18 protein-coding genes are annotated in these 17,972 nt (G+C 60.4%); 5 read left to right on the top strand and 13 right to left on the bottom strand.

What is annotated here, in order from left to right; translation table 11 throughout:
• Nucleotides 1–5: 5 nt before the first annotated feature.
• Both DLD99_RS18350 and DLD99_RS18345 read right to left on the bottom strand, forming a co-directional pair.
• A complete protein-coding gene (locus tag DLD99_RS18350; protein WP_114884094.1) occupies nt 6–758 on the bottom strand; it encodes an anti-sigma factor family protein in 753 nt (250 codons plus the stop codon).
• Nucleotides 755–1,261 (bottom strand): RNA polymerase sigma factor, encoded by a 507-nt coding sequence (locus DLD99_RS18345; protein ID WP_085712444.1) that lies wholly within the window; start codon nt 1,259–1,261, stop codon nt 755–757. The genes DLD99_RS18350 and DLD99_RS18345 overlap by 4 nt, the downstream gene beginning before the upstream one ends.
• Before the next feature lie 157 nt (nt 1,262–1,418).
• Here DLD99_RS18345 and DLD99_RS18340 point away from each other — a divergent pair, with 157 nt between their 5' ends.
• Both DLD99_RS18340 and DLD99_RS18335 read left to right on the top strand, forming a co-directional pair.
• On the top strand, nt 1,419–2,513 hold the full coding sequence (locus DLD99_RS18340) for a catalase family peroxidase (protein ID WP_114884092.1): 1,095 nt from the start codon (nt 1,419–1,421) through the stop codon (nt 2,511–2,513).
• The gene (locus DLD99_RS18335; protein ID WP_114884090.1) at nt 2,510–3,055 is read left to right on the top strand and encodes a cytochrome b; all 546 of its coding nucleotides are present in this window, start codon (nt 2,510–2,512) and stop codon (nt 3,053–3,055) included. The genes DLD99_RS18340 and DLD99_RS18335 overlap by 4 nt, the downstream gene beginning before the upstream one ends.
• 9 nt (nt 3,056–3,064) lie before the next feature.
• Here the strand turns inward: DLD99_RS18335 and DLD99_RS18330 are convergent, their stop codons facing one another.
• On the bottom strand, nt 3,065–4,273 hold the full coding sequence (locus tag DLD99_RS18330; RefSeq protein ID WP_114884088.1) for an MFS transporter: 1,209 nt from the start codon (nt 4,271–4,273) through the stop codon (nt 3,065–3,067).
• Nucleotides 4,274–4,421: 148 nt separating this feature from the next.
• A complete protein-coding gene (locus tag DLD99_RS18325) occupies nt 4,422–5,573 on the bottom strand; it encodes a M14 family metallopeptidase (RefSeq protein WP_114884086.1) in 1,152 nt (383 codons plus the stop codon).
• Between the two features lie 97 nt (nt 5,574–5,670).
• On the opposite strand from DLD99_RS18325, the gene DLD99_RS18320 reads away from it, so the two are divergent.
• A complete protein-coding gene (locus DLD99_RS18320) occupies nt 5,671–5,889 on the top strand; it encodes a hypothetical protein (protein WP_114884084.1) in 219 nt (72 codons plus the stop codon).
• A 151-nt stretch (nt 5,890–6,040) separates the two neighbouring features.
• Here DLD99_RS18320 and DLD99_RS18315 read toward each other — a convergent pair whose 3' ends face one another.
• A complete protein-coding gene (locus tag DLD99_RS18315; protein WP_114884082.1) occupies nt 6,041–6,379 on the bottom strand; it encodes a DUF6124 family protein in 339 nt (112 codons plus the stop codon).
• 129 nt (nt 6,380–6,508) lie between these two features.
• Between DLD99_RS18315 and DLD99_RS18310 the strand changes: the two genes are divergently transcribed.
• On the top strand, nt 6,509–7,165 hold the full coding sequence (locus DLD99_RS18310; protein WP_114886740.1) for a LexA family protein: 657 nt from the start codon (nt 6,509–6,511) through the stop codon (nt 7,163–7,165).
• A gap of 39 nt (nt 7,166–7,204) precedes the next feature.
• Here the strand turns inward: DLD99_RS18310 and DLD99_RS18305 are convergent, their stop codons facing one another.
• The 4 genes from DLD99_RS18305 to DLD99_RS18290 are packed head-to-tail and all read right to left on the bottom strand — an operon-like array spanning nt 7,205 to nt 12,766.
• Nucleotides 7,205–9,154 (bottom strand): acetyl/propionyl/methylcrotonyl-CoA carboxylase subunit alpha, encoded by a 1,950-nt coding sequence (locus DLD99_RS18305; protein ID WP_114884080.1) that lies wholly within the window; start codon nt 9,152–9,154, stop codon nt 7,205–7,207.
• Nucleotides 9,154–9,969: a gamma-carboxygeranoyl-CoA hydratase gene (locus DLD99_RS18300; protein WP_085712437.1), complete on the bottom strand. Its 816-nt coding sequence runs from the start codon at nt 9,967–9,969 to the stop codon at nt 9,154–9,156. Before DLD99_RS18300 ends, DLD99_RS18305 begins: the two co-directional genes overlap by 1 nt.
• A gap of 13 nt (nt 9,970–9,982) precedes the next feature.
• Nucleotides 9,983–11,590, bottom strand: coding sequence for a carboxyl transferase domain-containing protein (locus tag DLD99_RS18295; protein WP_114884078.1), 1,608 nt, complete (start codon nt 11,588–11,590; stop codon nt 9,983–9,985).
• Nucleotides 11,591–11,602: 12 nt separating this feature from the next.
• Nucleotides 11,603–12,766 (bottom strand): isovaleryl-CoA dehydrogenase, encoded by a 1,164-nt coding sequence (locus DLD99_RS18290; RefSeq protein ID WP_039767508.1) that lies wholly within the window; start codon nt 12,764–12,766, stop codon nt 11,603–11,605.
• 201 nt (nt 12,767–12,967) lie between these two features.
• On the opposite strand from DLD99_RS18290, the gene DLD99_RS18285 reads away from it, so the two are divergent.
• The gene (locus tag DLD99_RS18285; protein ID WP_114884076.1) at nt 12,968–14,665 is read left to right on the top strand and encodes an AMP-binding protein; all 1,698 of its coding nucleotides are present in this window, start codon (nt 12,968–12,970) and stop codon (nt 14,663–14,665) included.
• Nucleotides 14,666–14,737: 72 nt separating this feature from the next.
• Here the strand turns inward: DLD99_RS18285 and DLD99_RS18280 are convergent, their stop codons facing one another.
• The 4 genes from DLD99_RS18280 to DLD99_RS18265 all read right to left on the bottom strand — a co-directional run bounded on the left by DLD99_RS18280 (nt 14,738) and on the right by DLD99_RS18265 (nt 17,955).
• Entirely contained in the window at nt 14,738–15,097 is a 360-nt protein-coding gene (locus DLD99_RS18280) for a DUF6124 family protein (RefSeq protein WP_114884074.1), read from the bottom strand.
• Between the two features lie 88 nt (nt 15,098–15,185).
• Nucleotides 15,186–15,551, bottom strand: coding sequence for a DUF6124 family protein (locus tag DLD99_RS18275; RefSeq protein ID WP_114884072.1), 366 nt, complete (start codon nt 15,549–15,551; stop codon nt 15,186–15,188).
• 1,073 nt (nt 15,552–16,624) lie between these two features.
• Nucleotides 16,625–17,524 carry a hydroxymethylglutaryl-CoA lyase gene (locus DLD99_RS18270; protein WP_114884070.1) on the bottom strand — a complete coding sequence of 300 codons (900 nt, stop codon included), beginning with the start codon at nt 17,522–17,524 and terminating at the stop codon, nt 16,625–16,627.
• A 29-nt stretch (nt 17,525–17,553) separates the two neighbouring features.
• On the bottom strand, nt 17,554–17,955 hold the full coding sequence (locus DLD99_RS18265) for a MerR family transcriptional regulator (protein WP_007951507.1): 402 nt from the start codon (nt 17,953–17,955) through the stop codon (nt 17,554–17,556).
• Between the last annotated feature and the right edge of the window lie 17 nt (nt 17,956–17,972).

The following is a 17,972-nucleotide window of genomic DNA, read 5'->3' as shown; positions in this document are numbered from 1 at the left end:
ACCGGTCAGAAGCGCTCGGTGTGCTGGAGCAACGGCGCCGCCGGGGTGTCGGTCGGGCTGACCATGGCGTAGTTGTAACCGTCGCCGGACCAGTACTCGGCCTGCAGATCCCCGTCGCGACGGCTACCCCGTGGCAGGAAGGTGTTTTTCGGCCCCGGCGGGCGCACGTAGAAACTGACCTTGTGCCCGGTTTGATCCTCATACATGACCATCGCCGCCGGCCCTTCGTCAGTGCTCAGCAGGCGGCCGCTGACCGGTTGAAACCCGGCTGCCGTCAAGTCCGGCAGACGGTTGGCCTGCGTGAAGTAGCGGTCAAGCCAACGCTGCATGTCACCTGCGCCGCCGACCTTGTAGTCCGCCGGCAGAATCCCTTGCTGAGCGATCAGACGGTACGCCTGCAGGGCATCGCTCATCGGCGCAATCGAGCGCACGAAGGTCATTTCCCGGGCCTGCCAGCCACTGACACCGCCGAGGCTGACCGCTATCAGCAACACGGCCGCGCTGGCCCAGCGTCGGCGTGATCGATGCTTGAGCCGCTGGCGGATCAGCGCCGGGTCCAGATCCGGGTTGGCCGGTTGTTGCAACGCGCCACCGAGGGCCGCGCGCAAGTGCTGGGCATCCTGTTGCCAGGCGCGGATCAACGCGGCGTCTTCCGGGTGGCTGGCCAGCCAGTTTTCCAGCACACGCCGGTCGGCGTCGCTGAGCTGGTGGTCGATGTAGGCGTGTAAATCACGCTCACTGGGGGGCAGGCTGATCATTTGAGTATCCGCAAGGAAGGGCTGCTGATTTCGCCGTCGCTGAGCTGGCGCAAAGCCTGGCGGGCGCGGGACAGGCGCGACATCACGGTGCCGGTGGGGACGTCGAGAATCTCGGCGACCTCCTTATAGGTCAAGCCTTCCACCGACACCATCAGCAACAGGGCGCGCTGTTCTGTGGGCAGGCGATCGAAGGCTTGCAGGGTCGATTGGGCAATGACGGTGCGTTCCACCGAGGGTTCGGCGTCATCGCGGCCGGTGAAGAATTCGAGCATCCGGGCGTAGCGCCGGGAACGCCGGTGCGCATCGAGGAACTGGCGGTACAGGATCGAAAACAGCCACGCGCGCAGATCGCCCTCGGCGCGCTTGTCACCCCAACTGGAGAGGGCACGTTCAAGGCTGGCCTGGACCAGGTCGTCGGCGCTGCTGGCGTTGCGCGTCAACGACACGGCAAAGCGCCGCAATCTGGGAATGATTTCTCTCAGTTGTTCGTCGAATTCGCTCATGAAGTTCTGCTAGTCACTACGCTGTGGACTAGGAAGACGCCCGGCATTCGAGGTTATTCCACGTTCGGAAAAATAAATACCGGGCCGTGGAATAAATCCTGATGGCGTGCGTCTTGCTGATTCTTCCTACTTGTGGCCGATGGCCCTGGAGTCTTTCATGGTTGATCGCAGCTCACCGCCCGGCGGCCCACAACGCCCGCCTCTAAGTGCCGCGAGCCTGGTGTTGCGTCTCGGCGGTATCGCCGTGGTTGTCGCAGCCGTGGCCGGGGCGTTTGCCTACGTTCACGGCAACTTTGACCCACAACGACTGACACCAAAAGCGTTGGTCGATGTGCTGGAAAAGAACAACGGCGTGCATCCGGGGTTTCGTCGCAATCACGCCAAGGGTGTTTGCGTCATCGGCCATTTCGAAAGCAGTGGCGAGGCGCGTCCTTACTCTGTCGCGCAGGTGTTCAATGAGCCACGCACCCCGGTAGTCGGGCGATTCGCGCTGCCGGCGGGTAATCCTTATGCACCGGACAGCGCCGTACCGATTCGCAGCCTGGCGCTGCGTTTCACCCAGGCCAACGGCCAGCAATGGCGCACCGGGATGAACAGCATGCCGGTGTTCCCGGTCGGCACCCCGGAAGCGTTCTATCAGTTGCAGCAGGCGCAGTCGCCGGATCCGGCAACGGGCAAACCGGATCCGACCAAGGTCCCTGCGTTCTTTGCCTCACACCCGGAAGCCGTACCGTTCCTGACCTGGGTGAAGACGGCCAAACCTTCGGCCAGCTATGTCACGGAAACCTACAACAGTATCAACGCGTTTTATCTGGTTGATGCCAGCGGCAAGAAGCAGGCCGTGCGCTGGAGCATGGCGCCATTGGCCCAGGATGCAGCGGGCGCTACGGCTCCGGAAGGTAGCGACTTTCTCGAAAAGGACTTGGTGCAACGTCTGGCCGAGGGGCCGCTGCGCTTTCAGTTGAACATCACGTTGGCCAACGCTGACGATCCGGTGAACGATGCGAGCAAGGTCTGGCCTGCCGCTCGCAAAGTACTGAACGCCGGCACCCTGGTGCTGGAAAAGACCCAGCCGCAACTCAGTGGCGAATGCCGCGACATCAACTACGACCCACTGGTCCTGCCTGCCGGGATTGAAGGTTCCGACGACCCGTTGCTCGCTGCTCGTTCAGCCGGCTACGCCGATTCCTACCTGCGCCGCACCGGCGAAGTCAGCCAACTGCCCACTGGCAAACAGGAGGCACGCCCATGAGAACGCCACCGACGCATTTCAATCCGCTGGCGCGACTGCTGCACTGGCTGATGGCTTTGATGATCATCGCCATGTTGTTCATCGGTGCCGGCATGGTCACTTCGGTGTCAGCGCGGCATGAATGGCTGATCAACCTGCACAAGCCGCTGGGTATAGCGATCCTGTTGCTGGTGATCGTGCGCATTCTGGTGCGACTGGGCACGCGTCAGCCGCCTCTGCCGGAGGATCTGCCGGGCTGGCAGGTGATGGCAGCCAAGGCGTCGCACCTGTTGCTGTACGCCTTGATGCTGGTGTTGCCGCTGCTGGGCTGGGCGATGATCAGTGCTGCGGGCGATCCGGTGATGCTTGGCCACTCGCTGCAGTTGCCGTCAATCCTGCCGGCGGATGCCCAAGTGTTTGCGCTGTTGCGCAAGGCGCACGGTTATTTGGCGTATCTGTTGTTTCTGACGGTGTTGCTGCACCTGGCGGCGGCGCTGTTCCATGGTTGGGTACGCCGCGACGAGGTGCTCGACAGCATGCTGCGGGGACGCAATCGCAACTGACCGCAGACGTTAATCCGGCGTGGCGAGGGAGCACATTTGCTCGCCACGTTTTTGCGGCGCCAATGTTCGCCACCAATACAGCAGCGCGACGATGTTGATTCCGGCACCCAGCCAGCAGACCCCCGTCCATCCTGCCCAGGCATACATGGCTGTCGAGGCGATTGAGCCCAGGGCGCTGCCAATCGAGTAAAACAGCATGTAGCCGGCGGTCAGTCGGCTTTGTGCCTCTGGGCGGACGCTGTAGATCATGCTCTGGCTGGTGACATGCACAGCCTGCAAACCCAGATCCAGGGTGATCACGCCGAGCAACAGCGCCCATAATGAGGATTGGGTGAATGCAATCGGCAGCCAGGAGCCGAGCATCAACAGCAGGGACAGGCCGCTGACCCATTGCCCGAATCCGCGATCCGCCAAGTGTCCGGCTCTTGCGGCGGCCAATGCGCCAGCCGCGCCGGCCAGTCCGAACAGTCCGATTTCACTGTGGGAAAGTGACAGCGGCGGGGCGGCCAAAGGCAAAACCATCGGCGTCCACAGGACCATGGCACTGGCGAAGGTCAGCAGGGCCAGAATCGCCCGTTGTCGCAACACTGGTTCCTCTCGAAACAGGCTGAACACCGAGGTAATCAACGCGGCGTAGGAGGTTGCCGGTTGCGGACTCTCGTCCTTGGGTAGTACACGAAACAACAACAGCGCCATGACCAGCGTCAGCCCCGCCGACAACAAATAAATCGCCCGCCAACCGGCCAGATCCGCCATCCCGCCGGCTACGGTGCGCGCGAGCAAGATGCCGACCACGATGCCGCTGGTAATCACGCCAACGACACGACCGCGTTGCGCCGGGATGGCCAAGGTTGCGGCATAGGCCACCAGCACCTGAGTGACGACGGCGAGCAGGCCGGTCAAGGTCATGCCTATCAGCAGCCAGGTGCTGTTGGTTGCCAGCGCGATCATCAGCAAGGCTGCAGCCGACAGTAGGGTTTGCGTGACAATCAAACGTCGGCGGTTGAGCAGATCGCCGAGCGGCACGAGTAAAACCAGCCCTATGCCGTAGCCTACCTGGGTCAACGTGAAGACGATGCCGATGCTCGCGGGTGACAGGTTGAAGGCGTCGGCCATGGCGTCCAGCAACGGTTGCGCGTAATACACGTTGCCCACGGCCAGGCCGCAGGCGATAGCGAACAGCAGCACGACACCACTGCCGAGATTTTGCGCGTTCATGTCCTGATTCCTTTTCTGGTTTCAAATGGAAACTGGAATGACGGTAGGTAATCTGGTTTTGTTTTGCAACCTGATTGGGTAAAAGTGCGGCGCAAAAAAAGATCGCAGACAGCGCTGCGATCTTTCATGGGGCGAGAAACAGGGGAAATCAGCGCAGGGTGTCGACCATGTCGGCGATGGTGGTCAGCACGTCCTTGCCCAATTGTTTCGAGCGTTGGCCCGACCAGCCGGTGAGCGGGTTCGGCGCGTCATCGTGATCCTTGAACGGCATCTCCAGGGTCAACGACAGGCAGTCGAATTTCTGACCGACGCTGTTGCAGGCCAGGGTCATGTTGGCCTGACCCGGTTCGTCGCGGGTGTAGCCGTACTTGGTCTGGAAGTCTTTGGTGGTGTGTTTCAGGTGGCTGCGGAAGTGCTCTTCGAGTTTCTCGATCCGTGGCGTATAGCCCGGATTGCCTTCGCAACCGGCGGTGAATACGTGGGGAATTTCTTCGTCGCCGTGTACGTCGAGGAACAGATCGACGCCGTACTTTTCCATCTGCTGCTGTACGAAAAGCACTTCCGGGCTGACTTCCTGGCTGGCGCTCTGCCAGGCGCGGTTCAGGTCCTGGCCCATGGCGTTGGTGCGCAGATGGCCGTGGAAGGCACCGTCCGGGTTCATGTTCGGCACCAGGTACAGATCGGCACTCTTCAGCAGTTTGTTCAGCCCTGGATCGTTGTGATGTTCCAGACGCTCGATCACACCTTCCATGAACCACTCGGCCATGTGCTCGCCCGGGTGCTGCTGGGCGATGATCCAGATCTTGCGTCGGCCTTCGGCGCCGGTGCCTTTGCGCAGCAGCTGGATGTCGCGGCCTTCGACGCTTTTGCCAGTGGCCAATAGTTCGGTGCCGGCCTTGGTCAGCGCTTGTTCGATCAGCCAGTCATGACGGCCACGGCTGTAAGGTTCGAAGTAGGCGAACCAGGCGTGGGTCTGCTCGGCTTCAAGGCAGAAACGCAGGCTGTCGCCTTCGAATTGGGTCGGAATGCGGAACCAGTTGACATGGTCGTAGGAAGCGACGGCCTGATAGCCGGTCCAGGCCTTGTTGTAGGAGGACTGGCTGGCGTTGACCAGGCGAAACCAGTGTTCCTGATGAACATGCAGGCCGCTGGCCTTGAAGTGGAACCACTGGAAATGAGCGCTGCGGGTATCTGGCCGAATTGCCAGAACCGGGTTGAGCGGGTTGCTGATGTCGATGACTTGGATGTTGCCGCTGTCGAAGTTGGCGCTGATGTCGAACGAAGATTTGGCCACGGTCATAATCGGTTCCTGAATATGATTTTTATGGCGGCTACTTTACACGCAAGACAGGGGTGAAACCGAGGGAAATTGCGGGGTGTGGCGGGGGGCGTCTTCCATGACGCGGGTGCAGCTTAGTAGCTGTGCGATTGATTCTCAAGTGCTAATTGGCATTACTTTTCCCCAATGCGGACGGGGTTCCCTTGCCAAGCGATATTCTTTTGATATTATCCGCGCCACCGAATTTGCAGCACCCAAAGACTTCATTAGCCTGAAGCCAAAAGCCAGAAAACTGGCAAAAAAAAGACCCGGCAAAAAGCCGGGTCAAAAACCGTGATTAGCCTGATGAGGAGATAGTCCAGAAGACCGACCTAAGGTCTCTGGTCCATCGACTGATCTCGCGACCAGTTGCTTGCAATAATAATCATTATCATTTGCAAGTCAAACGTTTTTATCTGCGCGATTGGAAAATTCTTTCCTGTCCGTCTTCAGCGAACACCGCCATCAAGCGAGTGATCGACCATCGCCCGTGCCATGTCCACCATGTGCACGACCGAAAACGCCAGATCCCGACTGACGCCTTGCAAGCCGTCTGCAGCCTTGAATGCGGTGGCCGCCGCACATCGCAGCAAATCCGAGGCGTGGACCAGGGATTCTTCGCCACTCAAATTACTGTTCACGCCGAAAAAACGTTCTTCCACTTCCTGTTCTGACACAGCCGGTTTCAAGTAATAGTCCAATGCCCGCTGTGCGGCAGCGCAACCCTGTGGAGACTTGAAAGTGGTATCCATTTGAAGGTCGGGCAGGTCGTTGCTGGTGATATTCATGGTGAAAGGTCACTCCTTGGTCGATTCAAATCCGTGACCCAAGAATAGTACCTAGAGTATTTGTGACCAGAATTTAAATACTACAATATGTGTTTTGCCGGCCGAAGGCGGGCACGTATGGTGCCGCACATGGATAAATGGATTGAGTTGGTCAAGGCCAAAATGAGTGAACTCAACGTCACTCAAGTCGAGCTCGGCGAGCGCGTCGGCATGTCTCAGGGCGGTATCGGCCATTGGCTGAACAAGCGTCGTGAGCCTGGCATCACGCAGATGAACCGCGTGCTGAAAGCGCTGGGTATGGAGTATCTCGAAGTCGCGGTGGTGATACGCGAACCGCAAGTCGACAAGGACGACGAAATGCCGCTGGCGCAGAAGTACAACCCTTACTTCCGCTACCCGGTCAGCGATTGGAAGGCGCCCATCGAGGCCCGTGAAGCCCAACCGGCCTACTCGAGCGGCAAGGACAAGCGACGTTTCGAACTGACGGATTACCACGCCCGTGGCCCGGCGTTCTGGCTCACAGTGGTGGGCAACTCGATGACCGCGCCTACCGGGCAGAGCATCGGCGAGGGGATGATGATCCTGGTGGACCCGGCGCTGGAAGCCGAGCCCGGAAAACTGGTGATCGCCCAGTGGCCGGACAGCGACGAGGCGATTTTCCGCAAGCTGATCGAAGAGGGCGGCCAGCGTTATCTGGTGCCGCTCAATCCGACTTGGCCGAAGGCCTTGTTTACTGACGAGTGCCGAATTATCGGTGTCGTGGTTCAGGCATCGGCCAAATACTAGTCAGATCGATCCTCGCCAGGCGTAGGATCGATCCACCTTTCATACCTGTTCCAGTTCGACCAGCGCGCTGCCTTCGCTGACCATTTCGCCTTCCTGGCAATACAGCGCCTTGATCACGCCAGCATGGGGCGCGCGAATGCTGTGCTCCATCTTCATCGCTTCCAGCACCACCAGTTGAGCACCGGCTTCAACCGATTGCCCGGCCTCCACCAGCACACGCACGATGCTGCCGTTCATGGGCGCAGTCAGGCCGCCCTGATGACTGTGGCTGGCTTCGACAGCGCTGATCGGGTCGTACGTTTCAACGCGTCGCAACTCGCCGTCCCATTGCAGATACAGAACCTCTCCACGACGAATCGTCCGCAGCTGGCGACGCAAACCATCACGCTCGATCACCAGTTGCTCGCCGATCAGTTTTGCATTGCCGCCAGCACCGAGCGTCAGCGCCCGATCTTGCCCCTCGCAACTCAAATGCAGAGTGATCTCACGGGGTAATCCGGCACGCAAACCGCTGTGCAATGCCCAAGGCGAAGCCGGATCATCCGATCGAGCCGCCCCCGGCAAACTCTGCGCAAAAGCCTGCGCCGCCGCATCCCAGAACTCATCGCTCAGCGCAGCAGGCGCTGGCAGCAACTGTTCCTGATAACGCGGAATGAACCCGGTATCCAGCTCCGCCGCCGCGAACGCCGGATGGCCGATGATCCGCCGCAGGAAGTTGATGTTGGTCTTCAACCCGCCAATCGCGAACTCATCAAGCATGCTCAGCAGCCGCAACCGCGCCTGTTCACGATCCTCGCCCCAGGCAATCAGCTTGCCGAGCATCGGGTCATAGAACGGCGAAATCTCGTCGCCTTCCTCGACGCCACTGTCCACGCGGCGCCCCGGCCCGGCGGCGGATTCGCGATACAGCTCCAGACGCCCGGTGGCCGGCAGGAAGTCATTCGACGGATCTTCCGCATACAACCGCACTTCAATCGCATGCCCGTTCAGCGGCACCTGATCCTGAGTGATCGGCAGCGCTTCGCCACGTGCAACGCGAATCTGCCAGGCCACCAGATCGAGCCCGGTGATGGCTTCGGTGACCGGGTGCTCGACCTGCAACCGCGTGTTCATCTCCATGAAGAAGAACTCGCCGCGGGCATCCAGCAGAAACTCCACCGTGCCAGCGCCGACGTAACCGATGGCCTGAGCCGAGCGCACAGCCGCTTCGCCCATCGCCCGACGCAGTTCCGGACTAAGGCCCGGTGCCGGCGCCTCTTCGACGACTTTCTGGTGCCGACGCTGAATCGAGCAGTCGCGCTCGTTCAGGTACAGGCAATTACCATGCTGATCGGCAAACACCTGGATTTCCACGTGACGCGGCTTGAGCAGGTATTTCTCCACCAGCATCCGCGAATCGCCGAACGACGACTGCGCTTCACGCTGAGCCGAAGCCAGCGCTTCCGCTAGTTGGCTGACGTCTTCAACGACCTTCATGCCCTTGCCGCCACCGCCAGCGGTGGCCTTGAGCAGCACCGGATAACCGATGCGTTCGCAGGCATCGCGGAAGGTGTCCAGATCCTGGGCCTCACCGTGATAGCCCGGCACCAGCGGCACGCCAGCAGTTTCCATCAACGCCTTGGCGGCGGACTTGCTGCCCATCGCATCGATGGCCGAGGCCGGCGGGCCGAGGAAAATCAGGCCGGCCGCATCAATGGCACGGGCAAACCCGGCGTTTTCCGAAAGAAAGCCATAACCCGGATGAATCGCCTGAGCGCCGCTGGCCTTGGCCGCTGCGATCAGTTTGTCGATCTGCAGGTAACTGTCGGCCGCTTTGCTGCCGCCCAGATCGACGCGAATATCCGCTTCACGGCTGTGCCGCGCTTCACGGTCGGTGGCGCTGTGCACGGCGACGGTGATCAGGCCGAGGGCCTTGGCGGTGCGCATGACCCGGCAAGCGATTTCGCCACGGTTGGCCACCAGCAGGGTGGTGAGAACAGGTGCGCTCATCAACGCGGCTCCTTGGTGGTGGTTGCGGCTTGCCAGCTCGGTGGACGTTTCTGCAGAAAGGCCCGCAGACCTTCCTGGCCTTCCGGGCTGACGCGGATGCGGGCGATGGCGTTTTCGGTGTAGCGGCGCAGGGCCGGAGTAAGCGCGCCGTTGCCGACTTCACGCAGCAGATCCTTGCTGGCGCGCATGGCGGCGGGGCTGTTGAGCAGCAGGTTGTCGATCCATTGTTCGACTTTCTGTTCAAGCTCGGTCGCCGGATAACTCTCGGACAACAAACCGATTTCCCGCGCCCGCTGACCGCCGAAACGCTCGGCCGTCAGCGCATAACGCCGCGCCGCGCGCTCGCCGATGGCTTGCACCACGAACGGGCTGATCACCGCCGGCGCCAGACCAATGCGCACTTCCGACAGACAGAATTGCGCGTCATCGGCGCCAATCGCCATGTCGCAGCAACTGATCAGGCCCAGCGCGCCGCCGAACGCCGCGCCTTGCACCACGGCCACGGTCGGGATTTTCAGCTTGGCGAGGTTGTACATCAGCTCCGCCAGTTCCCGGGCGTCGTCGAGGTTGGTGTGGTAATCGAGTTCGGCCGATTGCTGCATCCAGGCCAGATCCGCGCCGGCGCTGAAATGTTTACCGCGTCCGCGTACCAGCAGGAAACGCAGGCTGGCGTCGCTGGCGACCTTGTCCAGCGCCAGGATCAATTCGCGGATCATCTCGGCGTTGAACGCGTTGTTCTTTTCTTCGCGGCTCAGCCACAGGGTCGCGAAACCCCGTGGATCGCTCTGCAATTCGAGGGTGTTGAAATCGCTCATGAGGTTCTCCCGATCACATCCGGAACACGCCGAAGCGGCTCGGTTCGATAGGCGCGTTCAACGACGCGGACAAGGCCAGGGCCAGTACTTCGCGGGTTTGCGCCGGGTCGATGACGCCGTCGTCCCAGAGTCGTGCGCTGGAGTAGTAGGGATGACCCTGTTCTTCGTACTGGTCGAGAATCGGTTGCTTGATCTCGCTTTCCTGCTCGGCACTGAACGCCTGACCGCTGCGTTCGGCCTGCTCACGCTTGACCTGAACCAGCACGCCGGCCGCCTGCTCGGCGCCCATCACGCCGATCCGCGCGTTTGGCCACATCCACAGGAACCGCGGATCGTAGGCCCGCCCGCACATGCCATAGTTGCCGGCACCGAAGCTGCCACCGATGATCACGGTGAATTTCGGCACCTTGGCGCACGCCACGGCGGTTACTAGTTTCGCACCGTGTTTGGCGATGCCGCCGGCCTCGTATTTCTGGCCGACCATGAAGCCGGTGATGTTCTGCAGGAACAGCAACGGGATGCCGCGCTGGCAGGCCAGCTCGATGAAGTGCGCGCCTTTTTGCGCGGCTTCGGCGAACAGGATGCCGTTGTTGGCGAGGATCGCGATCGGGTAGCCGTGCAGGTGGGCGAAACCGCAGACCAACGTCGTGCCGAACAAGGCTTTGAATTCATCGAACACCGAACCGTCGACCAGCCGCGCAATCACTTCGCGTACATCGAACGGCTGCTTGGCGTCCGCCGACACCACGCCGTACAACTCATCGCTGGCGTACAGCGGAGCAATCGGCGTGCGCTGCTGCACTTCGCCGAGCTTGCGCCAGTTGAGGTTGGCGACGCTGCGGCGGGCGAGGGCGAGGGCGTGCTCGTCGCTTTCGGCGTAATGGTCGGCGACCCCGGAGATCTTGCAATGTACGTCGGCCCCGCCGAGATCCTCGGCGCTGACCACTTCACCGGTCGCGGCTTTCACCAGCGGCGGGCCAGCAAGGAAAATCGTCGCCTGATTGCGCACCATGATTGCTTCGTCAGCCATCGCCGGCACATAAGCCCCGCCCGCGGTGCACGAGCCCATGACCACGGCAATCTGCGGAATGCCCATGGCGCTCATGTTGGCCTGGTTGAAGAAGATTCGCCCGAAATGCTCGCGATCCGGGAACACTTCGTCCTGACGCGGCAGGTTGGCGCCGCCGGAATCCACCAGATAAATGCATGGCAGACGGTTCTGCTGGGCGATGGTCTGGGCGCGCAGGTGTTTCTTCACAGTCAGCGGGTAGTACGAGCCACCTTTCACCGTCGCATCGTTGGCGACGATCATACATTCGACGCCTTCCACGCGGCCGATCCCGGCAATCACGCCAGCGGCCGGCACGTCTTCGCCATAAACGGCGTGGGCGGCCAACTGGCTGATTTCCAGAAACGGCGAGCCCGGATCGAGCAAGCGGTTGATTCGCTCACGGGGCAGCAGTTTGCCGCGCGAGGTGTGACGTTCCTGAGCTTTCGCGCCACCGCCCTGAGCCACTTGGGCGAGCAGGGTATGCAGGGCATCGACCTGTTGAAGCATCGCCGCGCTGTTGGCGGCGAACTCCGCTGAACGAGGGTTGAGCTGGGTATGCAGGATAGCCATGGACAGCTCCGTTTAGCGGGTTTCGTTGAACAGTTCGCGACCGATCAGCATGCGACGGATCTCACTGGTGCCGGCACCGATTTCGTACAGTTTGGCGTCACGCAGCAGACGGCCGGCCGGGAATTCGTTGATGTAACCGTTGCCGCCGAGAATCTGGATTGCGTCGAGGGCCATTTGCGTGGCGCGTTCGGCGGTGTAGAGGATTACGCCGGCAGCGTCCTTGCGCGTGGTTTCGTTGCGCTCGCAGGCTTGGGCCACGGCGTACAGGTAGGCGCGGCTGGCGTTGAGCTGGGTGTACATGTCGGCGACCTTGCCCTGGATCAGCTGGAATTCGCCGATGCTCTGGCCGAACTGTTTGCGGTCGTGGATGTACGGCACGATCAGGTCCATGCACGACTGCATGATCCCGGTCGGGCCACCGGACAGCACGACGCGTTCGTAATCGAGGCCGCTCATCAGCACTTTCACGCCGCCGTTGAGCACGCCGAGGATGTTCTCTTCCGGCACTTCGACGTCATCGAAGAACAGCTCGCAAGTGTTGGAACCGCGCATGCCGAGCTTGTCGAACTTGTTGCTGCGGCTGAAGCCTTTCCAGTCGCGTTCGACGATGAACGCGGTGATGCCGTGGGGGCCTTTTTCCAGGTCGGTCTTGGCGTAGATCACGTAGGTGTTGGCGTCGGGGCCGTTGGTGATCCAGGTCTTGCTGCCGTTGAGCACGAAACGGTCGCCGCGTTTATCGGCGCGCAGTTTCATCGAGACCACGTCGGAACCGGCGTTCGGCTCGCTCATGGCCAGAGCGCCGACGTGTTCGCCGCTGATCAGCTTCGGCAGGTATTTGGCTTTCTGTTCGTGGTTGCCGTTGCGGTTGATCTGGTTCACGCAGAGATTGGAGTGGGCGCCGTAGGACAAAGCCACAGAAGCGGAGCCACGGCTGATTTCTTCCATCGCCACCACGTGCGCCAGGTACCCCAGGCCAGCACCGCCGTACTCTTCCGGCACGGTAATGCCGAGCAGGCCCATGTCACCGAACTTGCGCCACAGATCGGCCGGGAACAGGTTGTCGCTGTCGATCTGCGCGGCACGCGGGGCGATCTCTTTGGCGACAAAGGACTGAACCTGATCGCGCAACATGTCGATGGTTTCGCCGAGGGCAAAGTTCAGGGATGGGTAGCTCATGGGTCACCTTTTGGCTTTTTTGTAGGGCGGGGAGGGCGGCGGTTTGGCTCTCACCTTTACGTTAACGTAAGCCTGTGACGAAAGGCTGTCAATCACCCTTTACGTTAACGTCAACTTGAGCGAGAGTAGGGCCAGTTCTGAATGGTCGGAGCTCATATGGCTCCCGTCCAACACCCACTAATAAAGACAATAGGGGTCGTCATGGATCAACCCAGTACAAACCCGCAGCGCAGCTACACCCGTGGTTCCCAGGACAAAGCCTTGTTGGCGATGACCATCGGGCAGAAGTTCGACGAGACCGTCGCGCAGTACCCGGACGGGGAGGCGCTGGTGGTGCGCCATCAGCAGCTGCGTTACACCTGGCGGCAACTGGCCGACGCGGTGGACGTGCATGCCAGAGCCCTGCTGGCGTTGGGTTTGCAGGCCGGCGACCGGCTCGGCATCTGGGCGCCGAACTGTGCGCAGTGGTGCATCACTCAGTTCGCCACCGCGAAGCTCGGCGTGATTCTGGTCAACATCAACCCGGCCTATCGCAGCTCCGAACTCGAATACGTGCTCAAGCAATCTGGCTGCCAATGGCTGGTCTGCGCCGGTGCCTTTAAATCTTCGAACTACCACGGCATGCTGCAAGGCTTGCTGCCGGAACTGGCCGAGCAATCCATCGGCGAACTGCGCAGCGAGCGCTTGCCGGAACTGCGCGGTCTGATCAGCCTCGATCCGCAGCCGCCTTCGGGTTTTCTCCCGTGGTCGCAACTGGCAGATCTGGCCGCCAGTGTCTCTCCAGAACAATTGCGTGAACGCAGCGACAGCCTGCACTTCGATCAGCCCGTCAACATCCAGTACACCTCCGGCACCACCGGTTTCCCCAAGGGCGCGACCCTCAGTCATTACAACATCCTCAACAACGGTTACATGGTCGGCGAAAGCCTCGGCCTGACCGCCGCCGATCGCCTGGTGATCCCGGTGCCGCTGTATCACTGCTTCGGCATGGTCATGGGCAACCTGGGCTGCGTCACCCACGGCAGCACGATGATTTATCCCAACGATGCCTTCGATCCGCTGCTGACCCTGAGCACCGTCGCCGAAGAAAAGGCCACCGCGTTGTACGGCGTACCAACCATGTTCATCGCCATGCTCGATCAGCCACAACGCGCCGAGTTCGACCTGTCGACCCTGCGCACCGGAATCATGGCCGGCGCCACTTGCCCGATCGAGGTGATGCGCCGGGTCATCAGCGAAATGCACATGAGCGAAGTGCAGATCGCCTACGGCATGACCGAAACCAGCCCGGTCTCGCTGCAGACCGGCCCATCCGACGAACTGGAACTGCGCGTCACCACCGTCGGCCGCACCCAGCCGCAACTCGAAAGCAAAATCATCGACGAGGCCGGCAATCCAGTGCCACGCGGCACCATCGGCGAGCTGTGCACCCGTGGCTACAGCGTGATGCTCGGCTACTGGAACAACCCGCAGGCCACCGCCGAAGCCATCGACGCGGCAGGCTGGATGCACACCGGCGACCTGGCGAGCATGAATGACGAGGGTTACGTCTGTATCGCCGGCCGTAACAAGGACATGATCATCCGTGGCGGCGAAAACATTTACCCGCGCGAACTGGAAGAGTTCTTCTTCACCCACCCGGCGGTGGCGGACGTGCAGGTGATCGGCATTCCCTGCTCGCGTTACGGCGAGGAAATCGTCGCCTGGATCAAATTCCATCCCGGCCACAGCGCCACCGAACAAGAGCTGCAAGCGTGGTGCAAGGAGCGTATCGCCCACTTCAAGACGCCGCGTCATTTCAAGTTCGTCGAGGAGTTTCCGATGACGGTAACGGGCAAGATCCAGAAATTCCGGATGCGTGAGATCAGTATTGAGGAGTTGCGTAGCAACGAGGGCTGACACAGTTTCAACTTTCTATATCGATCAGAACCTTCGAAGCCAAGGCGCGGGCCCTGGCTTCGAAAGCAGCGCTTATTGTTTTACTTCTACATTTTCCAACGCCTGATTCACTGCCAATTCCCCCAACATCACCACTTGCGCAATGCCCAACAGGGTCTTGCGGTTCGGCCCTTCCAGCAGGCCGGCAAAGTCACCGAGCATGACCGTGGCTGATGCCAGGGATTCGCAGGCGTTGGCCAGCAAGGATTCCGTGTCGGTTTGCGGGTTGACCCTGAACATGTCGTTTGGGGTGTAGGGCGTGGCCATGATCTTGGCTGCGGGGGTCAAGTAATAGTCGAGGGCGCGTTCGGCGGCGTCGTGGAGTTTTCTTGAATCGGGAAATTCGTACGGGGACACCGGATCTTCTAACGGTGGAATGACGGTCGTGGACATCAGCTGGAACTCCGGACAAGAGTCGCTTGAGGATTTGTGTAGACGGCTGCCTGGCAGTGAGGGGACAAGCCCCTCACCGAGGCGGCAACTACCGCGAGACGTGATGGTTATCCAGCACACGATTGACCAGCAGCTCACTCAGCATGATGACCTGCTGCAGTATCTGCATCGCCTTGCGCTGTGACGGATCGACGGTGTTACCGAGATCCCGGGCCATGTCACTGGCCGACGATAGCGTTTCGCACGCTTCGACCAGTAGCGTTTCGTCATCCACCGTTGGATTGACCAGATAGATCCTGCCCGGCTTGCGCGATGGCTTGGACGTCTTCTGCGCCCCAGGATCGAGGTAATGATTGATCGCCCGCTCGGTGGCCGTTTTTATGTTTTCGGCTTCGAGGGCGGCGTCGTAGGGGATTGAATCGGTTTCTGGCGGGTTTGGTGTGGCTTTGAACATACGTGTAACTCCTATCGCAGACCTTAAGGAGCCATCACCCACGCTACCAAACGATGGGTGGCGGCCATACGCGGGTTGGTAGACCGGCTGCAATAGGAACCCGGCGCTCACGAATGAGCCCCACGCATGACCACCATAAAACAGAGCCCCAAAAAGGGACTGCATACGGTGTTGCCATACAGCTATTACAGACGGGCTACCAAACCCGATCACTGTTTTTCAGTGACAGGGAAACGATATAGCCCACCCCATAGCCGCGTAAGCCGGCGGATTCTGGCGTACGCGTAGGCAACGACGCAAGGTGTTGTAGCCCTTATGGCGTAACGGTTCGTGTACTTTAAACGCCCGTGCGCCGTCGCGTTTACACACAGCGATAGCCGTGAACCCTATGTGTTTTTGTTGGGGTTACTTGTATGTGGGGAAGCTGGATGTTGAGGCACAAGATCAATTGCCTCACTGAGATCTTGCCGAGTGAGCGCTTGCAGGAAGATCGAGATGGGCGAGGAGATCCGTCGCAGACAATTTCAGAACGCCAGACAGCACAAAGGGGAGCCGAAGCTCCCCTTTAATTTTGTCGTCGCGTGCTCTTTTTTATTATTGAGGGTCGGTCTGTTGTTGTTTTTGGCAACCGTGGCCCTTTACCGCTGTGTTTGGCGACCCCCATCCGGGGTCAAGAGCAAACGTATTTTTTTGAGCGCTGATCTGCTTTCTCGCTAGGCGATCCAACCGATTCGGGAGCTACCTGAAGGTAGTTTTATTGTTCTCTGCCCGGTTGCGGGTCATTCCGAGGAATACCCTGAAAAGCACACCTTCTCCAAAAAAATCTGTTAGCTGCGTCTCTGCCGTGTTGTTTTTGTTATGTCAGAGTCGGTACGTCTTATTTTTATTGGTTTGCTGCTTTTTATTCTTGTTATGCCATAGAGATAGCAGAAGCCGTGCCAACTTTTAAAAACCCTTGCAAATCAAAGGCTTGAGATTTTTGAAGGATTTTTCCTTCAGGCAAAACCAGACAATTTGTTTCCGTGTTACTCGCCTATGCCCACGTTTCGGACACAGCGGTAACACCTTCGCCCTCACTGTGCGCTACGAGCCTTGGCCACGCGCGAACCGGTCGGGCGACCCAGCACGGCACTGATCTGCTGGCCGGCGGCAATCAAGGCGTCGAGGTCGATACCGGTCTCGATGCCCAGGCCGTTGAGCAGGTACACCACGTCTTCGGTGGCGACGTTACCGCTGGCGCCTTTGGCATACGGGCAGCCGCCGAGGCCGGCGATCGAGCTGTCGAACACCGCGATGCCTTCCAGCAGACTGGCGTAGATGTTGGCCATGGCCTGGCCGTAGGTGTCGTGGAAGTGGCCGGCGAGTTTTTCTCTCGGCACCTGTTTCGAGACCACTTCGAACAGACTGCGGGTGGCGCCCGCGGTGCCGGTACCGATGGTGTCGCCCAACGACACTTCGTAGCAGCCCATCGCGTACAACTCGCGGGACACCATGGCCACTTGTTCCGGGGCGACCTCGCCTTCATAAGGGCAGCCGAGCACGCAGGACACGTAACCGCGCACGGTAACGCCGTGCTGTTTCGCGGACTCCATGATCGGCGCGAACCGCGCCAGGCTTTCGCTGATCGAGCAATTGATGTTGCGCTGCGAAAACGCTTCCGATGCAGCCGCAAACACGGCGACTTCCTTGACCCCGGCCGCCAGCGCGTCTTCAAAGCCGCGCAGGTTCGGCGCCAGTGCGCCATAGGTCACGCCGGGCTTGCGTTGGATTTGCGCGAATACGTCGGCGGAACCGGCCATCTGCGGCACCCACTTGGGCGAGACGAAACTGCCGACTTCTATATAGCCGAGGCCGGCAGCGCTCAATGCGTCGACCAGTTGCACCTTGTCGGCGACGCTGATGGGCTGGGCTTCGTTCTGCAGGCCGTCACGGGGGCCGACTTCGATCAGGCGTACTTGGGAGGGGAGGGACATGGTGTTGACCTGTTGTAATTGTCGGGAGGCTACTGCGCGACTTGCTGACTCTTGAGCGTCTGCTCCAGCGCCTGCACGCAGCGTTCTTCGGCGGTGTCGAGTTCCAGCTTCATCTGTTCGATGTCCAGCAGTTGCTGCTCGAGCTGTTCCCGGCGTTCGCTGATTTTCGCCAGCATGCTGTTGAGTTGTTTGGTGTTACCGCTGGAAGGGTCGTAGAGCTCGATCAGCTCGCGGCACTCGGCCAGGGAAAAACCGATGCGCTTGCCCCGCAGGATCAGCTTCAGGCTGACCTTGTCGCGTGGCGAATAGATGCGTTCCTGGCCTCGGCGCTCGGGGCTGAGCAGGCCTTGTTCTTCATAGAAACGGATCGCCCGGGTGGTGATGTCCAGCTCGCGGGCGAGGTCGGAAATGCTGTAGGTCTGGCTGCTCATGAAAGCGCTCGAAATAA

Source organism: Pseudomonas kribbensis, assembly GCF_003352185.1.
Taxonomy (GTDB): domain Bacteria; phylum Pseudomonadota; class Gammaproteobacteria; order Pseudomonadales; family Pseudomonadaceae; genus Aquipseudomonas; species Aquipseudomonas kribbensis.
Note: the sequence above shows the minus strand (reverse complement) of the source record. Positions and strands in the feature narration are given on the sequence as shown.